Raw genomic sequence first — 20,637 nt, forward strand, 5'->3', positions numbered from 1 at the left:
CCGTCCCTCCAAAGGAACGAGCGGACATGGCTCGGCGACGGCTACCTCGGGCTCCGTACGCCCGTCGGCCCCTGCGGCCGGCCACCGGATCCCGACTCGCAATGCCTCCGCTTGGGCTCCTGCGGGCAGAGTGACTTCTCCCGAGACGAGGACCGCTGGAAAGAGCCGCACCACGATGGGGGTGGAGGTAGCTCGGCGTACCTCCACCCGCTCACACCAATACCCGGGGCTGGAGCAATGAACCACAAACGGTCGATCCTCGGGCAGCGGGATCTCGAGGCGTCCTGGAGCGGTGAACTGTAGAGAGGGTAGATCTGGACGCGCCAGTTCCCCGTCGTCCCGGTGGCGGCTCGGGAGGAGACGGACTGTCACCGGAAGAGGCTCCGCGGGGGTAGGGCCCTCGACCACCACCTGGAGCCCGACCGTCTCCTGCTTTCGGGGCTCCTGCTCCGATTTCCCGTTCTCTGCGGCGGTCAGCGGGCCGAAGAGGAGTTGGGGGCTGAGCACGCAGATCGTGCTCACGATGGCGAGACGCAGGCGAGTTGAGATGGGGGTCAAAAGTGTTTCTTGAAAAGATTTCAAGCTGGATGGGCGTCGTCAGGGCTCTTTCCTGGAATCTCTTCAGGTTTTAGCCTAGCGTTAGTTTTGCCTTGCTGCAATATCTGGTGGATCCTGGGTGGGTTCCAGCGGAGGTGGGAGATTGGCAGGGCTGCTCTGGTGGAGTGAGGGGAAGCCTCCTCACCTTTCCCCCGCCCACACCAAGTCAAACCTTCCCAACCCTCGCAGCAGTGGGGCGGTGGTGTCGAGGAGGGAGCCTTCTTCGCCGCCGGCGGATTTGGCCATGGCTAGGTGGGTGGCGTCGACGCGGGGGGCGGGGAGGGCGGAGTCGTAGGCGACCCAGGTGCCGTGGATCCAGGTCTCGACCCAGGCGTGGGGGACCAGCCGGCCGGTGGGTTGACGCGCGCCCTCCGGGCGAGCGCTGCCGGTGTAGACCAGGCCCACTACGATCCGGGACGGTAGGTCGGCGGCGCGCAGCAGGGCGGCGAGGAGGAAGGCGTTTTCGGTGCAGTCGCCGTCCCGAGAGTCGAAGGTCTGACGGGCGGTGGCGAGACCGACGCCGGAGCCTCGGAAGCGGATGTTCTTGGAAACCCAGGACTGCAGATTGTGGGCGCGGCGCAGAGGGTCGTCGACGCCGTCGGTGAGCCGTTTCGCCAAGGCGCGGAGGGTCGGGTCGTCGCTCTCGAGGAGGCCCGTGGCGTCGAGATAGGTGCGCCGTTGGCCCGGGGGAGTGGCCGGGGCGGTGGGGTTGGGGCGGGGCTCCGGCGGCACTCGCACGACGAGGGTAGGTCCTTCGGGACGCTCCTCGACCCGCTGGCGTTGGTCGCTGGGGAAGAGCTCGGTCAGGGATGGGGAGCCATCATCCCTTGGTGCTAGACGATAGGCGGCGCGGCGCAGGTCCCGAGAATCGTCGAGGATGTGATCGAGGCTGACGGAGATGCGTTCGAAGGCGGAGAGGCTCTGCTCCAGCGGCGCCAGAGCTTCTTTGCGGGTCGTGCGCCGCAAGGTCACCGGTCCCAGTTGTTGCTCCATCAGCTCACCGGCGGCGTCGTAGACCTCGCGGGACTCGATCTTCAGGTCCCCAAGGGTCTGGGCGATCACCGTGGAGCCGTCCTCGCGAGTTTCGAGCCGCCGCGCCTCGATCTCCAGCAGGCGATTGCCGGCCTCGATGCTGAAGGTGGTGAAGCGGACGCTGCGGCGCTCACCGGAGAGCAGCGGCGCGATCTCCCGCTGGGCGCCGTAGGAGCCTCGGATGGCCGAATTCCACGGTACCTGCAGATCCCGCCGGCCGGCGGCGCCGCGCTGGCGCAGGCGAGCGGTGGAGCCCTGCACCTCGAGGGTGGTGACGACCTCGCCACCGCCCTGGTCGAGAGTGCTTTGGAGGGACAACGGGTTGCCCTGCAAGTTCTCGACCCACACCGTGTCGGAGCGCACCAACACCGACTCCGTCAACCCGCCGTTGAGCCGGGCGACCTCCTGCCGTAGCTCCTCGCGGGTGCGGACGGCGGGGCGGCCTGCGTGTTCCACCGGCTGGACCTCGGTGTGCAGGTAGCCGGCACGCTGACCCAGCAGCTCCACCAGGTACCAGCGCTCTTGGACCTCGACCGGCGAATCTTCAGGGCTCCCGGTCGTTGACTCTGTAGGATTTGGTGGTGCGGTCTCGCGGCTCGTGGTCGACCCTGTCTGCGCCGGATGCGCCGTCGAGATCGCGGGCATCACCCAGTTCCAGATCAAGAGCAGCGAGGTGGCGAGGCCGAAGACGAGGAAGAGCAGGCGGGGCAGGAGCGAGGGTTGGAGGTTGGAGCGCATGGTGTGAGTCTTTCGGAGCGGTTGTCAGGAGAGGTTCTCGGCAGATGGGGTGCTTGGCAAGCCTTCTTACCAGATGTATTGGGACGCCAGATCGCGTTTCTCGCGGCCGGCGAGGAGGTGCATGACCCGCACCTTCTTGAGGGTCTGGGGCGAGAGGGTGGCGAGGGGGATGTGCACCAAGCGTTTGCTTTGGAGGGCGGCGTAGCGCTTCATGGCCTCGCTGGGAGGGCGGGCGGCGACGTGAGCGATGAGCTTCTCGTGGCTGTAGTCCACCGCAGCCATGATCAACACTTCCGCTTTCTCCCCCGCCCCGAAATAGTCCGGATCTTCCCACACGTCCCCCAGCGAACCCGGTGGATAAGTCATCACGAAGCCGCCGTAGGTGGCCCGGAGGATTCCTGGTCCCACCACCTGTTCCCCCGGGTCGGTGGAGTAGAAGGCCATGTCCGACTCCTGATCGTGCTCGCCGTGCCAGGTCATCAGATGCGGGTAGCGGTCCGCCTCCAGGTCGCGGTCGAAGATCACCACCACCGCTCCCGCCGCCGCCGGAGTACGACCCTCGACCTTGACGTGGATCTCCCGCTGCTCCAGATGCCGCAGGGTCTCCCGCAGGTCGATGCCGTCCATCAGGCTGGTGGAGAAAGGCTCGGTGCGGCGGTTCTCGGCGGAGAGGATGGAGGCGGCTTTGTGCCGCAGGAAGCGACCGTAGTCTTCCACCACCAGATCCTCCGGCGGGTAGGAGCAGATGCCGGTGCCGTAGAAGCCGGCGAGCCACTCGGAGGGGTCGTCGGGAGCTTCCCGCCGGCGCACCGGCACCCGCAACGGGCGCCGCTTGACCCGGAAGAAGCGCCGGCGGAAGCGCACCTTGCGGGTGCCCAGGTCGAGCATGTCGCCGTCGATGCGGGCGGTGGGAAGGTCGTCGGCGGAGTCCTGCCAGGGGTAGGTGCGGGCGGCGTCGAAGATCTCCCAGGCCAGGTTGTCGTCGGCCACCCCGCGGGCCGCCACCACCCACTCGTAGAGGCCGGGCACCAGCTGCCCCTGGATGCGGGCGTAGCGGCGGCTGAAGTCGAAGAAAGTGCGCCGCTGCCACGGTGCCAAGGCGTCCTGAGTTTGCTCGCGGTAGGAGGCCGCGGCCATCTGCCAGAGAGCGCCGGTGAGGCGCCGGCGGTCGATTCCCGAGACCTCGGAGGGATGCTCCGGCACCAGCGCCCGGCGGGCCTGGTGAGCGCAGTAGAGCGGCAGGGTCCGGCGCCGCTCCCGGGCCTCGTCGCTGCCCTCGCCGGTGATCAGGCGCAGGCCGTGGCGCCGGATGGAGACCCGGGGAGCGGCGGTGGCGGCGAGATCCGGCACCGGGGGGAGGTCGCCGCTACGCAGATGCTCGTAGGCGGCGTGGGCGAGGGGCGGATCCACCATCAGGGCGGTGAGGCTTTCCGGTGCCAGGTGTCGCAGCTCCACCGAGGAGCGCCGAGTACGGGCCAGAGGTTGGGCGTTGGGGCGTTGGAGCCGCGCTGCCAGAGCGTGGACGTGAGCCGCTCCCACCACCGCCACCACCGACTCACCATCGGCTGCTGCTTGTTGGATCGCCCAGGCCATGCCCGCTTCCCGCTGGGCGTCGGCGGTGCTGGCCGAGGTCAGGCTTCCAGCCGGGCTGTCAGCAGAACCTGCGAGGCCTCCGGCCAGTAGCTCGAGATAACGGGCGGGGCCCAGAGTCCAGAGGGAGTAGGGATCCGGTACCGCTTCGCGATGCTGCTCGCGGTAGCGTAAATCCGGGTCGATGAAGAGGGCTCGGCGGTGGTGCTCCAGGGCCCAGCGCAGGGCTTCGACGACGGGGTCCCCCGGGGTCACCACCCAGATCAGCGGCTCCTCACTGGTTTTCCCGTCGGGCTCCTCGGAGGTCACCGCGGTGATTTTGGGCAGCCGCTGGATGGCGCGCCGGGCCGCTGCCTCGAGAGTCGGGGGCAGTTCGACCGCCACGATCGAAGGCTGTACCGCTTCCAGCACTGCCCGCACCACCGGCGCCAGGTCGACCCGCTCGTGAACGATGGGCAGCAGGCGCACACCGGGGAGCGCCTCCGGTGCCCATTCGGCAGGGTCACCGAAGGGATGGGCCTGGGAGGGGGACGGGGGAGCCGTTGAAGAGGGAGCCATGGCGGAGTCGTCTCGGTGCCGCCGGGTCAGGACAGGTCGAAGATCTCGCTCTCCTCGGGCCCCAGGGCCAGCTCCAGAGCCGAGCTCACCGCATCCTCAGGACTTTGAGAGCTGTCGCGGCGGAGGATCTTCATGGCGTAGCGGGCGACGTTGATTCCGTCGCGCACGGTGTAGCGTAGATCCGCGTCGTGGGCGGTGCGCAGGAAGGCGAGAACATAGTCGAGCACCTCGTCCTCGGCGAAGGGCACCTGGGACGCGAGGATCTCCCGCTCCTCGTCCTCCTCCGGGAAGTCGAGGAAAAGCTGGGGCATGAGCCGGGAGTGGATGTACTCCGGCACCTCGTAGGTGGAGGCGTCCTCGTTCATGGTGGTGACGAAGCGGAACTCCGGGTGGGCCGAAATCTTGATCCCCGCCACCGCGCTCTCGACATATCGGCGGTGATCGAGGAGCGGGGCCAGGCTGGCCCAGGATTTCTCGCTCATGCGGTTGCCCTCGTCGAGCACCGCTACGCCGCCGTGGATCATGGCGCTCACCAGCGGCGAGGCCATATAGCGAATCCCGCCGCCGGGGGCCAGCACCGGCGCCACCAGCAGGTCTTCCGGCCGGGTGTCCATGGTCGCTTGGAGGATGTAGGTCGGCAGCTCCAGGCGCAACGCGGCGGCGCAGGCGAGGCTGGTTTTGCCCACCCCCGGCTTGCCCAGCAGCCGTGGGTTCAACGGGCGATCCTCGGGATCGATGCGCGCCCAGGAGGCGAGGAGCTGTTCGAGCACCGCGCCCTGCCCGACCCACGGCGGTGTTTCCGTCACCGGGGCCGCCAGGTGCAGTTCCACGCCGTCGACCTCGACGCGGCGAGGCAGGTCGTGCCCGCGGGGAGACGTGTCGTTGGGTTGGGTCATGGGCGCTCTCCAGAGGCTGGCGGCGGTGGTTCTTCGAATCCACCGAACGGCGGTCCGGCGGCGAGGCGAAGCTTCATCCTGCCATCGCCGGCGGGGCATCGCAAGCTTGGTTGGCGTCCCGGTCCGCGTTTTGGAGAGTGGTTCCCGAATTCCTCGCGGTCAGCGCTCCCGATTCAGAAAAAGTCGTCCTCGGCCGGGAACTCTCCCGGAGGTGGAGCGTTTAGAGTGGTTGAAGGCGCCGGAAATCTGATCATTAGAAAATTCCATCAGCCGGCGCCCACTCTCGATTCGTCATCTCATGAAGCCCGTGGACGCCAGCAAGCCCATGCATTCCAGAACGCCAATGAGCTCCAGTACCCAAGCCCTCGACCTCGCCGTCCTGGACACGTCGTCCGGCCTCTCCTCCGCCGAGCGTCGCATGCAAGAGGCGGGGACCGATGGCTTGTTGATGGAGCGTACCGCCGCCGGCGACCGTGGGGCCTTCGCTGAGCTGGTGGATCGCTACAAGGATCCGCTGGTGGGCTACCTGACCCGCTTGTCGGGCAGCCGGGACCGGGCGGAGGATCTGGCCCAGGAGACCTTCCTACGTCTTTACCAGGCGGCGGATAGCTACCGCCATCAGGGCCAGCTGAAGAGTTACCTCTACCGCATCGCTACAAACCTGCTGCGTTCCCAGCAACGGCGGGAGCGTCGCTGGCGTTGGCTGCAGCCGGTGCTGCGCCCGACTCTGGAGGTGACCGCGGACGATAGCCAGACGCGGCCCCAGGCGGGCGTGCTGGCGGAGGAAGCACAGCATGAGGTCGCCCGGGCTCTAGCTCGGCTGCCGCTCAACTTTCGCGCTCCGCTGGTGCTCTTCGAGCTCGAAGGCTGGTCCTATCAGCGCATCGCCGAGCTGCTGGGATGCCAGGAGGGGACGGTGAAGTCCCGCATCCACCGGGGGCGGCGCAAGCTCAAGCAGGAGCTGACCCCGTATTGGCGAGAGTCCCGGGGAGTGCAGTCCCGGGGAGTCGGGGTAGAAGACGAGGATCCGAAGAACACGGCTTCCAGGAAGAAGGGAGGCGCACCATGAACGACCGAGAATTGCGTCAGGCTCTCTCCGAGCTGCCCCAAGAGCGCGCCGGGGAGGATTTCACCGCTCGGGTGCTGCAGCGCCTGGATTCGCTGGAAGCGCCGGAGTCCAAGTCATCTCCCGGCTGGTTCTCCAATCCTTGGGCGATGCCCGCGGCAGCGGCCCTGGGGACGGTGCTGGTGGTCGGCCTTCTGGTGGCCGTGCTCAGCGCCTGGCCGGGCGGCCTCTTCGACGATGGTGCCGACTCGATGGCCTCGGTTGGCGAAGAAGCCGCGGGGCCGAGGGATGCGGTGGCCGAGGGAGCGGCCGCCCAGATCCCGGATTCCCGAGCGGCCTTGCCGGTGGCGGTAGCGAATCCCGAGGTGGCCGAGGGGTCGGAGCCCAGGAACCCGGGGGAAGCCTCGTCAAGGTCTCTGCGGGCGCAGCAGCTGAGGGCGGAGCAGCGCCGGCTGGCCCAGGAGCTGGTGGAGCTGCGCCGCCAGATGAATCGGGAACCGGCGGTCTTGATGGGCGGAGCGGGCGGCGAGCGGCTGCTGGTGCCGCTGGTGCCGGAAGGGCGTCGGGCGGGTGGCTTGCGGACCGAGGCGCCGGCACGGTTGGCCAGCTTCGATGGGAATTCGCCCTCTGCGGGCAGGGGCTATTCGAATCGGCCGGTGCGGGTGGTGCCCGCCTCGGTGACGACGTTCTAACAGAAGACTCTCGACCTTTGATTTCGGAGCTATTGCGACATTCCACGGTCTCCCGTCGGCGGGAGGCATAGGACAACACTCTCTGTAGGAGACGGATAATGACCTCGAAGCGACCCATTCATCGGCCCGTTCATCGACCTGTTCAGCGATCCTTAGCCTCGTACCGGCTGCTCTCCGGCTTCCTCGCTTTGGCCTTCGCCCTGGGGCTGCTGCTGGGGCCCGCGGCCTCCGCCGGGGCGGCGGACCATGACTCCGAGCACGACCAGGCCGGTGACCACGAAGACCACCGCATGGTCTACGCCTACAAAATCGCCGGTCTCAGCGGCGGCTTCCTGGGGATTCAGCCCATCGACCTGACGCCGGAGCTGCGGCGCCACTACGGCGTGTCGGAAGACGCCGGCGTGCTGGTGGGCAAGGTGGTGCCGGACAGCCCCGCCTTCGCCGCCGGCCTGCAGGTGGGAGACATCGTGACCTCCGTCGGTGGCGAGGTGGTGGACAGCCCCGGTGACGTGCGGCGCCTGCTGGGCGACCACGAGGCCGGCGACACCGTGACTGTGCAGGTCTGGCGTAACGGCTCGCCGCTGGATCTCACCGCCACCCTCACCGAGCGCGAAGGGCTGGACATCGGCCCCCATGTCTTCGACTTCAAGGGGCTCGAATCTCTGGAGGGTTTGGAGGGCTTCGAAGGCCTGGAGGGATTGGAGGCTCTGAAAGCCCTCGAGGGCCTGGAGGATCTGGAAGGGCTCAAGGTGATGCCCCGAATCCACCTCGAGGACTTCGATCCCGGTGACTTCGATTTCGACTTCCACGCCGAAGGCTTCGACCCCGAGGCGATGGAGGAGCTGGAGGAGCGGCTTCAGGAGCTCTTCAACAGCGACGAGTGGCATGCCACGGTGCGCGGATTCGAAGAGCACCAGGGAGATCTCCAGCAGCGTCTGCAGGAGCTCGAGGAGCGCCTCCACGAGCTCGAAGGCGAGCTGGAGGAGCTGGGGGACGAGCCCCGCTGATTGCTTTATCCCGTTGCCGGCGGACTCAGCTCTCGAGCTCGCGTCGGTGCCGCATGGCACGCTGCGAAACCGGAACCATACGGCGAAAGTTTTCCATCGCCCCGGGGTTGATCCCGGGGCGATGGTGGTTTCTAGGAACCGGTGCAGGCAGTAGGCAATGACTACGGCCTGACCGCCTCCGCCCGGGGATCCAATCCCCGGGCTACTCAGTTACCGCCAGCTCCGCTGGCTCCGGAGGGGAGGCGTGGCGGAGCAAGTTCAGGGAGCCGGATTCATCCGGCGGTGCCCTGGGTAGCCCTGGGATTTTATCCCGGGGCGAGGGCGGGGGCCCTTGAGGCTGCCTTCCCGCATCTCAGCTCCCGCCAGACCCTTGTCAGCCTCCCCTGCGCGGGAATGACGAGGGACCGGATCTGGTGGCTTGGAAGTGTCGCCGGTGCCGCTTAGGCATGCCATGGGCAGGCTGACAGCGTGGACGCGGCCCGGCGGGCTGTGGTAGGAAACTACTTCGTTTCTCCTATCATTTGCCGAAGGGACCGAGCCGCTGAGAGACTTCGAGGGGACCGAACGCTTCAAGGTCCAGCGCAAGCTGGGATCCGGTGCCGCCGGTGCGGTGTACGAGGTCTACGACCGGGAGCGGCAGGGGATCGTCGCCCTCAAGACTTTGCGCCAGGTCGATCCCGCCGCTCTCTATCGGTTCAAGAAAGAGTTTCGCGCCCTCGCGGACGTCAGCCATCCCAATCTGGTGCAGCTGTACGAGCTGCTCAACGACGGCGAACGCTGGTTCTTCACCATGGAGCTGGTGAAGGGGCGCACCTGGAGTGAATTCCTCTTCGGTACCGAGCCGCCTCGCCACGGAAGCACCGAAGACCGCACGCCGACGCTGATCCATCTGGATCCGGAGGAGGAGCTCGAAGACGACCCCGAGCCGCCGCCGGAGCTTTCCGAGCTCCCCACCACCCCGGAGCGTCTGCGCCGAGCCCTGCGTCAGCTGGTGCGCGGGCTGGTGGCGCTGCACGGGGCCGGCAAGCTGCATTGTGACCTCAAGCCTTCCAACGTCTTGATGCGCCGGGACGGCCGGTTGGTGTTGGTGGATCTGGGATTGGTGCGGGATCTGATGGCCCAGCGCATCTACGAGAGCCTCGAGGACGACATCGTCGGCACTCCCGCCTACATGTCGCCGGAGCAGGCGGCGGGGTTGCGAGTCACCGAAGCCAGCGATTGGTACAGCGTCGGCGTGATGCTCTACGAGGCTCTCACCGGCCGGCTGCCCTTCACCGGCACGGTGATGAAGATCCTCACCGACAAACAGAAGGTGGATCCGACCGCTCCGGCGGCTCTTCTGCCGGACGTGCCGGAGGAGTTGAGCGCGCTGTGCATGGACCTCCTGCAGCGGGAGCCGTCCCAGCGACCCAAGGGGCCGGAGATTCTGGAGCGGCTAGGGGAAGGTCCCGACGAGCCCGATCCGGTGCCGCTGGGCTCGTCCGCTGCCGCCGCTCCCTTCATCGGTCGCCAGCGCCACCTCGAGGTCCTCGAGCAGGCCTTCCAGGACTCCCGCCGGGGGCGCACCGTCGCCCTCTTCGTCCACGGCACCTCGGGCATGGGCAAGAGCGCGTTGGTGCATCGCTTCCTGGAGGATCTGCACCTGCGGGAAGAGGACGCGGTGGTGCTGGCGGGGCGCTGTTTTCAGCGCGAGTCCATGCCCTTCAAAGCCTTCGACTCCATGATCGACACCCTCAGCCGCTACCTGCGCCGGCTGCCGCGCCACGAGGCGGCGGTGCTCCTGCCCTACAACGTGCTGGCCCTGGCGCGGCTCTTTCCGGTGTTGCTCCGGGTCAAGGCGGTGGCGGAGGCCAAGCGCCGGGTGCTGGAGATTCCCGACTCCGGGGAGCTGCGGCGGCGGGCCTTCTCGGCCCTGCGGGAGCTCTTCCTGCGCCTCTCCGACCGTCACCCGCTGGTGCTCTTCATCGACGATCTGCAGTGGGGAGATGTGGATAGCGCGGCGCTGCTCCAAGAGCTGCTGCGGCCACCGGATCCGCCGCCGCTGTTGCTCATCGCCTGCTTCCGCAGCGAGGAGGTGCTCACCAGCCCGCTGCTGCGCACCTTCTTCTCCACCGAGCTCACTCGCGCCGCCACCGAGGTGCGGGAGCTGGCGGTGAAGGAGCTGGAGCCGGAGGAGAGCGTCACCCTCGCCCGCCGGCTCCTGGGGGAGAGCTCCGACACCGCGGTGCCCGGAGCCCAAACCCTCGCCGCCACCATCGCCCGGGAGGCCGGCGGCAACCCCTTCTTCATCGACGCCCTGGTGCGCTACGCCCAGGCGGTGGTGGCGCGGGGCAAGAGCGGGGCCTCTCCGGAGGCGGAAGAGCCGCGCAAGGTCGGCAAAGCGACGGTGGAGCGGGCGGTGGGCGAGGCGACGGTGGAGCGGGCGGTCTTGGCGCGCCTCGAACGGCTGCCGCCGGAGGCCCGCCGGCTGCTGGGGGTGCTGGCGGTGGCGGGCCGCCCCCTGCGGCTGAGGGTTGCTGCTGCCGCGGCCGTGATCGAGGAGGAGCTACAGTCGGCGCTGGCGGCGCTGCGGGCACTGCAGCTGGTGCGCATGCGGGGAGCTCGGGACTCCGAGGAGATCGAGCCTTACCACGACCGCATCCGCCAGGTGGTTCTGGACTCCATGTCGCCGGAGCGCTCCACCGCCTATCACCGCAGCCTGGCCCGCACCCTCCAGGCTTCCGGCACCGGGGATCCGGAAACCCTGGCCCGGCACTTCCGCGAGGCTGGCGACTACAGCGCCGCGGCTCATTATGCGGCCCAGGCGGCGGACCGCGCCGTCGAGGCGTTGGCCTTCGACCGCGCTGCCCGGTTGTATCGCGAGGCGGTGGATTTGAACACCGACCGCCAGCGGCTGCCGGAGCTCAAGGAATGCCTCGCGGACGCCCTGGCCAACGCCGGTCGCGGCGCCGAGGCGGCGCAGATCTACCTCGCCGCCGCCGACGACGCGCCGGAGTCCCGAGCCCTGGAGCTGCGGCGCCGGGCGGCGGAGCAATTCCTCATCAGCGGTCGCATCGACAAGGGCTTGGCGACGGTGCGCCACGTGCTGCGCAACGTCGGCATCGAGCTGCCGGCGACGCCGGCCCGGGCCAAGACCTCGCTGCTGCTACGCCGTTTGCGCCTGCGGTTGCGGGGGCTGCGCTACCGCCCGCGACTGGCGGAGGAGATCCCCGTCAGCCTGGCGTTGCGCATCGACACCTGCTGGGCGGTGTCGGTGGGATTGGGCCTGGTGGACCCCATCCGCGGCATGGACTTCGGCACCCGCGCTCTGCTGCTGGCGCTGGACTCCGGCGACCTCTACCGCATTGCCCGGTCCTTGGCCATCGAGGTCGGCTATTGCGCTACCGGCGGCAGCCGGCGGCGGCGGCGCACCGAGTACCTGGTGCGCACCTCCATGCGCCTGTCGCAGGAGGTCCAGCGCCCTCACGCTCTTGCTCTCTCCACCCTCACCGCCGGCGTCGCCGCCTACCTGGAAGGATCTTGGTCGCAAGGTCTGGAGCGCCTGGAGCGGGCCGAGGAGTTGCTGCGGGAGCGCTGCACCGGTGTCACCTGGGAGCTCAACACCGCCGTCCTCTTCCAGCTCCGCTGCCGCCTCTTCTTGGGCAGCTACGCCGTCATCGATCGCCGTCTGCCGCGGTTGCTGCGAGAGGTCCAGGAGCGCGGCGACCTTTATGCCGAGACCAATCTGCGCAGCCGCGTCACCTGGGTGGTGTGGCTGGTGCGGGACGAGCCAAGCCTGGCGGAGGAAGAGGTTTCCAGCTCGCTGGAACGCTGGTCCCAGCAGGGCTTCCACCTCCAGCACTATTGGCACATGATCGGTACCGTCGAAGTGGGGCTCTACACCGGCCGCTGTGTCGGCGCCTGGCGAGCCCTGCAACCCTTGTGGCAGCAGCTGGAGAGCTCATTGCTCCTGCGCATCGAGCTGACCCGCCTGGAGGGGCTCCACGTCAAAGCACGCTGTGCCCTGGCTGCGGCGGTTCAGCTCGGTCCCCAGGGCGGGGAGACGACGGCCCTGCTGCGCGCCGTCGCCAAGGCTTTGCGGGCTCTGCGCCGACCCCGGGTCAGCTGGAGCGATGCCCTGGCGGATTTGGTGGAGGCGGGGCTGCTGGCGTTCAAGGGGCGGCGCAGGGCCAGTGCGAAGCTCTTGGAGAGGACCGCTGCCCGTTTGGAAGAGCTGGACATGGTCCTCTTTGCCCTCGCCGCCCGCCGCCGGCTGGGACAGCTGCGGGGCGGAGAGGCAGGCAACCTGGAAGTCGTGGACTGCGACAGCCGGATGGCCGAGGAGGGGATCAAGAACCCCGGCGCCATGGCGGACGTCTTGGCCCCGGGAGGCTGGGTGGAGACCGCCTCTCCATAAACCGGCGCCGCTCGCGGCGTCCTCGTTCTAGCAACCAACGAAATCGAGAGCCCTACGATGACGGATACTTCGCTACACGACCGGCCGGTGCTCAAGATCGTCGGCGACTCCGGCGCTCATCATCAACCTCGACCGCTGGCGACGGCGGAGGAATGGAGGCTGAAGGTTTCCGGTGCCGTGGAGCGTCCGGGAAGCTTCGATCTCGGAGATCTGGGGCGGCTGGCCACCGAGGATCGCCCGGTGCCCATCACCTGCGTCTCCGCCGCCAAGATCACTCCTGACGGCAGGCCGGTGGTCTTCCGCGGCACGCCCTTCGCCGCCGTCGCTCGGGAGGTGGGGGTAGAGTCTCAGGGCGGTGAAGGGGGCAGCGTCTCGACCGATACACTCGAGCTTTCCGGTGTTACCGTGCAGCTCATCAGCCGCGCGCCGGCGACCCTGGGCTCCCGCAGCGAGCGTCACCACACCTTCATGAGCCTCGAAGACTGCCTGGATCCCCAGCAAGGGCTGCTGCTCGCCATCCACCTCGACGGCGAGCCCCTGCCGTACCCCAACGGCGGTCCCCTGCGGGCGGCTTTCGGCCCCGCCTTCTTCTTCTACAAGAGCATCAAATGGCTGGAAGAAATCCGGCTGGTGCGTCAGCCGCTGGAGGACTCCCGGGGCACCTGGGAGGAGTACGCCGGCTACCACGTGCGGGCGCGGGTGGCTCAGGGCGAGCGTTTCGAGCCCCGCATGCACCGCATTCTGGCGGCGGAGGAAGGCAGCGACGGGCTGATCTCCGACACCCTCGAGTTGGTGCCCCGGGAGCGCTGGCAGGAGGTCTTCGAGGAGTGCTGGCGCCGGCGGGATTTCAGCCGCCTCTCCGCCGCTCAGCTGCACAAAATGTTCGGGCCGCTGCCCAAGAGCTTCGTCGGCTGCCGCTTCCACGACGGCCCCTTCCGAGCCAAGCTACGGGGAACCAGCTTCGCCAGCACCGACTTCACCGGCGTCGATCTCGCCGGCTGCAACTTCTCTTTGACCAAATTCACCAACGCCCGCTTCAGTCGCGAGGGTGCTGACCCCGCCGATCTGAGCTGCTGCGATTTCGAGGGCGCCTACTTCAACAACGCCCACCTCCAGGGAGTCTCCATGGCCGGGGCTTCCCTGAGCAACGCCACCTTCTTCGGTCCCCGGGATTTCGACAAACCCACGGACCGGGTGCGCGGCCTCGACGTGCGCGAGGCTCTCCAGCTGGAGCCCCGCACCGCCCAATGGTTGGAGCGCAACGGGGCGCTGGTTTCCTGATCTGACCAAGACACGACCGGGCCGCGAGATCTTCCTCAGACGTCGGCGATCTTCTCCCACGGGAAGTCGGGACGCCCGTAGTGGCCGTAGGCGGCGGTGTCGTAATAGTGCCAGCCCTGGGGCTGGAAGAGCTGCAGGTGCTCGGCGATGAAGGTCGGCGACAGATCGGCGAAGTGCTCGTGCACCCAGGAGGAGAGATCCTTGCCGGTCTCGGTCATCGCGGTGACCATCTCCGGCTGGTGCTTGCCGATGCCGTAGGCGACCTGCACGGTGCATTCCTTGGCGTCGCCGATGCCGTGGGCGACGATGGTCTTGGCGATGTGCCGGCACATGTAGGCGGCGCTGCGGTCCACCTTCGTCGGGTCCTTGCCCGAGTAGGCGCCTCCGCCCACCGGCACCCGCGGGCCGTAGGCGTCCACCACGATCTTGCGACCCACTACCCCGGCGTCGCCGGTGGGGCCGCCGATGACGAAGCGGCCGGTGCCGTTGATGGTCACTCGATCCACCGGCACGTCGCCCACCACCGGCTTCACCACTCGATCCATGAGGGTGAGGATGATCTCCTCGGTGCCCACTTCCTCGGTGTGCTGGGCGGCGACGATGACGCTGCCGACCTCGCCGTTGGCATCCAGGGAGACCTGCGTCTTGCAGTCGGCCCGCAGCCACGGAATGGTCTTCTCGACGCGGTGGTCGTGGAGGCTGCGGCAGAGATTGCGCGCCAGCAGCCACTCCTGGGGCACCATCTCCTCGTTCTCGGAGGTGGCGTAGCCGACCATCACGCCCTGGTCGCCGGCGCCGCCGGCGTCGGTGCCGGTCCCGGCGCCGTGGGCGATGTCCACCGATTGGGCGCGGATGTGGTCGATGACCGTCAGGTCTTCCGGATTGTCGCTATAGCCCAGCTCGGACCAGACGTGCCGCGCCAGGGTAACGACATCCACCCGGCTGCGCACCCGCTCCGGTAGCTTGACCTCGCCGGAGATGATCAGCAGGTTGTCCTTGGCCAAGCATTCGATGGCGGTACGGATGGTTGGCAGGCTCTCCGGCTTCTCGGCGCCGAATTCCAGCACCTGGTCGAGAATGCGGTCCGCCACCTGGTCGCAGAACTTATCGGGATGGCCTGCGGCGACGTGTTCCGCAGTCCGGGCAATGCCATGGCTCATTTGAAACCTCCTGCTCGCACTGGCTTTCTACTCACACTGGCCTCCTGCTCAAACTGGCGATCTTGGGGCCGTGCTCCAGCGCCGGGCGGGTGCAGAGCATCTCCTCGGCGAGAGGCAGAGGAAGGGGAGTTGGATATTCGGGGTGCGGGAACACAACCCCGCACAGCTTCAAAGATGGGGATCTTAGCACAGGGTCAAGAGGTGGCTGAGGGCTGTACCAGAAGGCCTTTGAGAGGGATCGACCCTCACCACGAACCGCTAGCCGAGACCGTCGCTTCGGAGGATGTCCCGGAAGAGCTTCTCGAGCTCTTGAAGTTGGGCCGGGGAGGGCTCGTCCCGAGTCAGCGCGTCGATCTTCTGCAAGCGCTCGGAGGTCCTCGGCCCCGGAGGCTCTTGCGCCCAGATGCCGTCCTCGGCATCTAGCCAGCGGCGGGCGAACCCTCCCAGCTCGGGCTGGCGGAAGGCTCTTGATTCCCCGGCCATGGCTGCTAATTGCCCGGCCCGTGCCCAGCGGCCGTAGTAGAAGTGCGATGACGGGCTCTGTTCTAGATCGTGCTCCAGCTCATCGAGGCGGGCGAGCGCCGCTCGGGGATTGTCCGTGTCGACGAGGTCCTTGCGAAGATCTTCTCTCGTGAGCCCCGTGACCTCCATCAGCCCGGTCTCTTCCAGCGGATCGAGGAGAGCGCGGAGAGCGGTTCCGGCCCGCTCTCGGCGCACCTCCGGATCATCGATCTTGAGCGTTGCGCGGAGGGCCAAGAGCTGCGCTCCCAGGCGGAACTCCCGGGCCATCTCATCCCGACTATGGCCACGGCTCGTCTCCCAAGCTTTGTCTTCCCATGGGTTCTCAGCTTCGGTCAGGCTGCTCGGCAAGCTCGAGCCGCCGGCGATGGCGGCCACCAAGTCCTCGGCATTGGGAGGCTCTCCGTCTCCGTCCGACGACCACGGTGCCACCGAGGTCCAAAACAGCGCCACCAGCAGCGCCGTCGCGGCCAGCGGCAGCGAGGTGTACCAGAACCAGGAGCGTCCCCCCGGGTTCGAGCCGCCCTCTCCCGCGGAGCCGTCCTGAGGCGGCGTGGCCAATCCCTCCACCTCCAGCTCGTCCGCCACCGCCGCCGCCGCCGCCACGGTCTCGAAGCAGGCCTCGCAGGTGTCCAGGTGCGCGACGATGCGCGCGCGTTCCTCTGGACTCACCGCGCCGTCGACAAAGGCGGCGAGATCCTCCGGGGAGGAGCAGAAAGTCTTCACATCCGACACGAGATCACTCCAGGAAAAATCAACACAAGTCTACGGCGGCTCAGTGGATGAGACGGACACGTTTCGCATTCTTCATCCGGAGATTGGCATTCATCAATGATCTTCATGATCGAGATCCTCCCGGATCGCTCTCGGATCGAGGCCTTGCCGCTCCATCTCCGCGGCCAGCTCCCGCTTCAATCGGTCGATGCGGGTGTAGAGCCGGCGCTGCGGAATGTCCAGCATGCGGGCGATGCGGGCCACGGTCAGTCCCTGGTCGAAGCGGAGGCGCAGGATCAGGCGGTCCTTCTTGGGCAATTTCCTCCGCGCTTGCGCCAAGGCCTCCTCGGCCTTCAGCAGCCGCTGCCGCCGCTCGGCGTCGGTGGCGTCTTCCTCCGGGCTCGCATCGTCGGCCAGCTGCTCCAGGCCATCGTCGGTCTCGAAGCGGCGGCTCGAATGTTGAGGTAACCGCCCCGCCAGGGCCGCCAATTCCAGCTCGCTCTCAGTGACACCATGATTTTGGTGCAGTGTGCGCACCGCTTCGGCAAAGCTCAGATGATCGCGGTACAACAAGCGGTCGAGCAGAATCGCCGTCGGCCCCAGCCGCTTCGCCGCCGCCGACGGCCGCCACTTGCCCCACTTCGCCGTGCGCCAGTCGAGGAAGAGCCGGGTGATAACGGTGGTCAGGTAGGTGGAGAGCTTGGCGCGGCCCTCGAACTTCGCCAGCACCGCACATTCGTCCTCCAACAGTTTGACCATGACATGGCTCTGGAATTCCTCCGCCTCCTCCCGCCGGCAGTGATTGCGCCGGCAGACGTGGCCAGAGATGCGCTGGATCAGCTCGAGGTTCTCCTCGAACAACCAGCGTGGGGAGCGGGGGGCGTCGGTCACGGTCAGGGCTCGTCAGGATTCATGGCAGTGAAGCTCGACCTTGGTCGGCTTGTGGGCTGGCTCTTGGGATCGGCGGATCATCTAAACTTGGGAAATCAACCGAACGGTTCGTCTCATAGGTTAGAACGCCCGAATCCGCGGTACTGAGCCTCGTTGCCTGGCGTTTTGATCGTTTGACTTGATCGCTTGATTTTGGGTGTGCCCCGCGCGGGTGCCTCCAGAAACAAGAAAGTTGTCCCTCATTGCGGGTTTGAAGGTTACTACATTCAAAGGAGTTTGCATGTCCGCACAGGCGATCCAGCTGCCCGGAAGGCTCTGGAAGGAGGCTTGCCCTTGAGGCCTCCGAAGAATTCGTCTGGCCTGCGTCGTCTTCTGTTCGGGCTTTCCTGCCCGCCCCGCCGGTCTTTCGGCCTTCTATCGACCGCCGGGGCTTCTCTCTTCTTGGCCCTCGTCGTCTTGCCGCTGCTCTCCTGCGCTCAGCCTGCGAGTGGCCAGTACGCTCCCGATGCCGAACCCTTCGCTCGTCTTTCCGAGCTCGTCGGCGAGGACCTCAGCCCCTTCGAGCTTCGGCTTTCCGGGCTCCTGGATCGTGATCCCTGCCCTTCCCAGCATCGTCGCCGGATTGCGGAATCTCGGGCTGCTCTCCTTCTCCATCCCCCGTCGGGGAAGGCGCAGCGTCAGCCGGTACTTGATCCTGCTGCGTGCCCGGCTTGGATTTCCCACCGCCAGAACCTGACGGACTCGCAGTACGAGCAGTGGGAGTCGCTTTTCAAGAGTGTTCGCAGCGCCGAGGCTTCTGGTGCTGTGGAGGAGCGACACGCCCTGGCACTCTTCTATCTGCTGGCGCCCCGGGGACAGAACCTGCGCCGTGCCACAGAGATACTGGAAGAGCTGGCCCGGGACGAGCCGGGAAATGTGGAGATCCTCAACGACTTGGGCGTTGCGCAGGTGTTGCTGGCGTTGTCGCAAGAGCGCTCCGCGCTGCTGTCGGGAGCCTTTTCGTCCTTCCAGCGCGCCCAAGCTTTAGCCTCCGAAGGTCCGGTAGAAGACAACCACGAATGGCTCCTGCAGCAGCTTGGCCCCGGCGAGTTCCAGGCAGCGTATGTCGGTGCCGTGCAGGGAGCGACGCCCTTTGAGCTGGCGGAGCGCTTCGATGAGTTGCTGCGGGCTTGGGTCGGCGCGCTGGGCCGCGAAGACGCCGCGGCTGCCTCCGCGGCCCGCGAGTCGGCCGCCACCGTCGCCGCTTCGCTACAACGCCGCGGTGATCCCTGGGCGGCGGATGTGGTGGTCGCCCTCGACGACAGCTTGGCGGCGGGCCGCAGGGCCGAGGCGGTCGCCGCCTTCGGCGTCTTCCGGCAGGCCGAGCTACGCCTCGCCGGTCGTAATTACTCCGCCGCCGCAGTGGATTTCGCCGCCGTAGAGTCGGCTGTGCTCGAGCATCTGGGCCCCTTTGTCCTCGAGCTGCAGCGCCAGCGTTTCCTGGCCCTCTATTTCCTCGCCCGATATTCGGAAGCTTTGGAAGCTTTTCAGTCGGTCTTGGATCCGGAGACGGCGGTCTATCCCTACCGCCACGCCGACGCTCTGCGCCTGGCGGCTTTGGTGTCGTCTATCCGCGGTGAGCACGGCACCGCCCTTCAGATCTGGGAAGACGCCCTCTACTACGCCCAACTCTCCGGCGAGGTCTCTCTCGTTGTCGCCATCTACCGCAGCATGGCGGATACATTGCACCTGATCCAGCGCGGTGAGGAGGCCTGGGAGCATTTCTTTCATGCTTTAGAGCTCGGTTCGGAGATCGATTCGAATCTCACTCTCTACGCGCTCTACCAGGCCGGTGCAGCGATGGCTCTGGACGATGATAATGCAGACTTTGCGCTGTTCTTCTCCGAGAGAAGTGTGGAGGTGGCGCAGCTGCTGCGTCAGGAGGACGCGCCCGGCGGAACCTCCGTTGCGGCCCTCCAAGCCGGTGCGCGGCGCTTTCGGGCTTTGGCATTGCATCTGGACGGCAGCTTCGCAGAGGGGCTGGAAGAGATCGGGACCGCCCGCCAAGCTCTTCAGGCTGAAGGAGTGGAGGCGAGCACTGGGACAGAAGCGGATCTCGACCTGGCCGAGGCTACGATCCTGGTGGATGCAGACGAGTTGGCAGCTCTTTCTCTCCTCGACCGGGTCGCGGCCCGCTTTGATGAGCGGCAGTATGGGGCGCTGAAGCCTCGGGCGATCCTCCTGCGGGCCAAAGCCCTGCGCAACCTGGAGCAGTACGAGGAAGCGGAGGCAGCCCTCGCGGAGGGACTTGCCGAGGTCGACCGCCAGGAGGCAGATCTCCACACCGATGACCGATGGGTCTTCCACACGCTCCGTCAGGAGCTCGTTTTGGAATTGGTGAAGTTGCGCTTCAGTCTCGGCTGTGAGCGGACTCTTGGGCTGGAAGCCGCGGACCGGGTCTACGGCCAGGCGCTTCAACAATGGCTGGCTAGCTACGGAGAAGGTTCTGTCGGTGCGGTCGATGTCGAGGCGATGGCTCGAGCCCTCCCGCCGGGGGATCACCTGCTTCATTACCTTCCTCTGGAGGACCAGCTCTGCATTTGGTCGGTGCGGGAGGGAGTCATCGAGCTTGTCGAGGTGCCGGTTTCTCGCGCCCGGCTTCGTGAGGAAGTGCAAGGCCTGCTCGACGCGCTCCAGCCCGGCAGCAGCGCGGGCGCCTTCCTGCCCTACGCGGAACAGCTCTATGAGTGGCTGATTCGCCCGCTGGAGGGGCTTCTCGTGCCCGAGGAGGCGCTCCGCCTGGTGCTCTCGCCGGAGCTGGCACAGATCCCCTTCAGTCTCCTCCGTGACGCCGAGACTGACACATTCCTGGTCCAGGATTTCCGCCACTCGGTGGTACCGAGCCTACAGTTCGCCTACGTCATGCTGCAGCGCCAGGCCTCCCGCGGTCCCTTCGAGGTTCGCAGCGCGTTGGTGGTGACGGCGAGAGAAGGGGCAGATCGTTTAGGGAAGCGGCTCGACCCTCTTTCTGGGGCGAACGAGGAGGGGGAAGACTTCCTGACCAGCTTCCTCGCTACGCCGGAGCGATCCGCGGTCTTCCTCACCGATGCGGAGAGCTCCCAGCACCCCATCTCCGGCACTCCCACGCTCCCAGCAGTCCTGGCGGCTCTCCCCTCCGCGGACCTGCTCTATTTCACCGGCCACGCCGTGGCCCCTCTAGGCTTCCCGCCGCGCTTGATCCTGGCCCCCAATGCTTCCGGAGACGAGCAAGACCTCCTGCCGGAGCACGTGCTCCCGGAGCCCGGCTCGCCTCCTTCGTTTGGCCCTCGTGTAGTGATTCTGTCGGCCTGCGAAACCGCCGTCAGTCTGCACGAGATCGATCTACCCACAGCGTTCTTAATCGCCGGCGCCGACACTGTCGTCGCCAATCTTTGGTCGGTAGGGGATCTCTCCACCGCCGATTTTACGCGTGATCTAACCAACCACCTTTTCGACGTTGGCTTGGAGCCAGCTGAAGCACT

At 67.1% G+C, this 20,637-nt stretch carries 13 protein-coding genes; 6 read left to right on the plus strand and 7 right to left on the minus strand.

Annotation, left to right across the window (positions count from 1 at the left end):
• Nucleotides 1-738: 738 nt before the first annotated feature.
• From SX243_04470 to SX243_04480, 3 genes are all read right to left on the minus strand, one after another.
• Complete coding sequence (locus SX243_04470) at nt 739-2,367, minus strand: transglutaminase-like domain-containing protein (GenBank protein MDY7092209.1); 1,629 nt, start codon at nt 2,365-2,367, stop codon at nt 739-741.
• Nucleotides 2,368-2,433: 66 nt separating this feature from the next.
• Nucleotides 2,434-4,515: a hypothetical protein gene (locus tag SX243_04475; GenBank protein ID MDY7092210.1), complete on the minus strand. Its 2,082-nt coding sequence runs from the start codon at nt 4,513-4,515 to the stop codon at nt 2,434-2,436.
• Between the two features lie 26 nt (nt 4,516-4,541).
• Nucleotides 4,542-5,411: an AAA family ATPase gene (locus SX243_04480; GenBank protein MDY7092211.1), complete on the minus strand. Its 870-nt coding sequence runs from the start codon at nt 5,409-5,411 to the stop codon at nt 4,542-4,544.
• 343 nt (nt 5,412-5,754) lie between these two features.
• On the opposite strand from SX243_04480, the gene SX243_04485 reads away from it, so the two are divergent.
• The 5 genes from SX243_04485 (at nt 5,755) to SX243_04505 (ending at nt 13,853) form a co-directional block, all read left to right on the plus strand.
• Nucleotides 5,755-6,480 carry a sigma-70 family RNA polymerase sigma factor gene (locus SX243_04485; GenBank protein ID MDY7092212.1) on the plus strand — a complete coding sequence of 242 codons (726 nt, stop codon included), beginning with the start codon at nt 5,755-5,757 and terminating at the stop codon, nt 6,478-6,480.
• Nucleotides 6,477-7,169 carry a hypothetical protein gene (locus tag SX243_04490; GenBank protein ID MDY7092213.1) on the plus strand — a complete coding sequence of 231 codons (693 nt, stop codon included), beginning with the start codon at nt 6,477-6,479 and terminating at the stop codon, nt 7,167-7,169. Before SX243_04485 ends, SX243_04490 begins: the two co-directional genes overlap by 4 nt.
• A gap of 98 nt (nt 7,170-7,267) precedes the next feature.
• Nucleotides 7,268-8,176, plus strand: a complete 909-nt coding sequence (locus SX243_04495) for a PDZ domain-containing protein (protein ID MDY7092214.1) — start codon at nt 7,268-7,270, stop codon at nt 8,174-8,176.
• A 541-nt stretch (nt 8,177-8,717) separates the two neighbouring features.
• Entirely contained in the window at nt 8,718-12,572 is a 3,855-nt protein-coding gene (locus SX243_04500; GenBank protein MDY7092215.1) for a protein kinase, read from the plus strand.
• Nucleotides 12,573-12,629: 57 nt separating this feature from the next.
• Complete coding sequence (locus SX243_04505; protein MDY7092216.1) at nt 12,630-13,853, plus strand: molybdopterin-dependent oxidoreductase; 1,224 nt, start codon at nt 12,630-12,632, stop codon at nt 13,851-13,853.
• A gap of 35 nt (nt 13,854-13,888) precedes the next feature.
• Here the strand turns inward: SX243_04505 and metK are convergent, their stop codons facing one another.
• From metK to SX243_04525, 4 genes are all read right to left on the minus strand, one after another.
• Nucleotides 13,889-15,013 (minus strand): methionine adenosyltransferase, encoded by a 1,125-nt coding sequence (metK, locus tag SX243_04510; protein MDY7092217.1) that lies wholly within the window; start codon nt 15,011-15,013, stop codon nt 13,889-13,891.
• 258 nt (nt 15,014-15,271) lie between these two features.
• A complete protein-coding gene (locus SX243_04515; protein ID MDY7092218.1) occupies nt 15,272-16,267 on the minus strand; it encodes a zf-HC2 domain-containing protein in 996 nt (331 codons plus the stop codon).
• Between the two features lie 93 nt (nt 16,268-16,360).
• A complete protein-coding gene (locus SX243_04520; protein MDY7092219.1) occupies nt 16,361-17,137 on the minus strand; it encodes a sigma-70 family RNA polymerase sigma factor in 777 nt (258 codons plus the stop codon).
• Between the two features lie 414 nt (nt 17,138-17,551).
• A complete protein-coding gene (locus SX243_04525; GenBank protein ID MDY7092220.1) occupies nt 17,552-17,956 on the minus strand; it encodes a hypothetical protein in 405 nt (134 codons plus the stop codon).
• On the opposite strand from SX243_04525, the gene SX243_04530 reads away from it, so the two are divergent.
• Nucleotides 17,942-20,637, plus strand: a 2,696-nt coding sequence (locus tag SX243_04530; GenBank protein ID MDY7092221.1) for a CHAT domain-containing protein, incomplete at its 3' end; no start/stop codon positions are given. The two genes, SX243_04525 and SX243_04530, sit on opposite strands and share 15 nt — an antisense overlap.

It is taken from the genome of Acidobacteriota bacterium (assembly GCA_034211275.1).
Taxonomy (GTDB): domain Bacteria; phylum Acidobacteriota; class Thermoanaerobaculia; order Multivoradales; family JAHZIX01; genus JAGQSE01.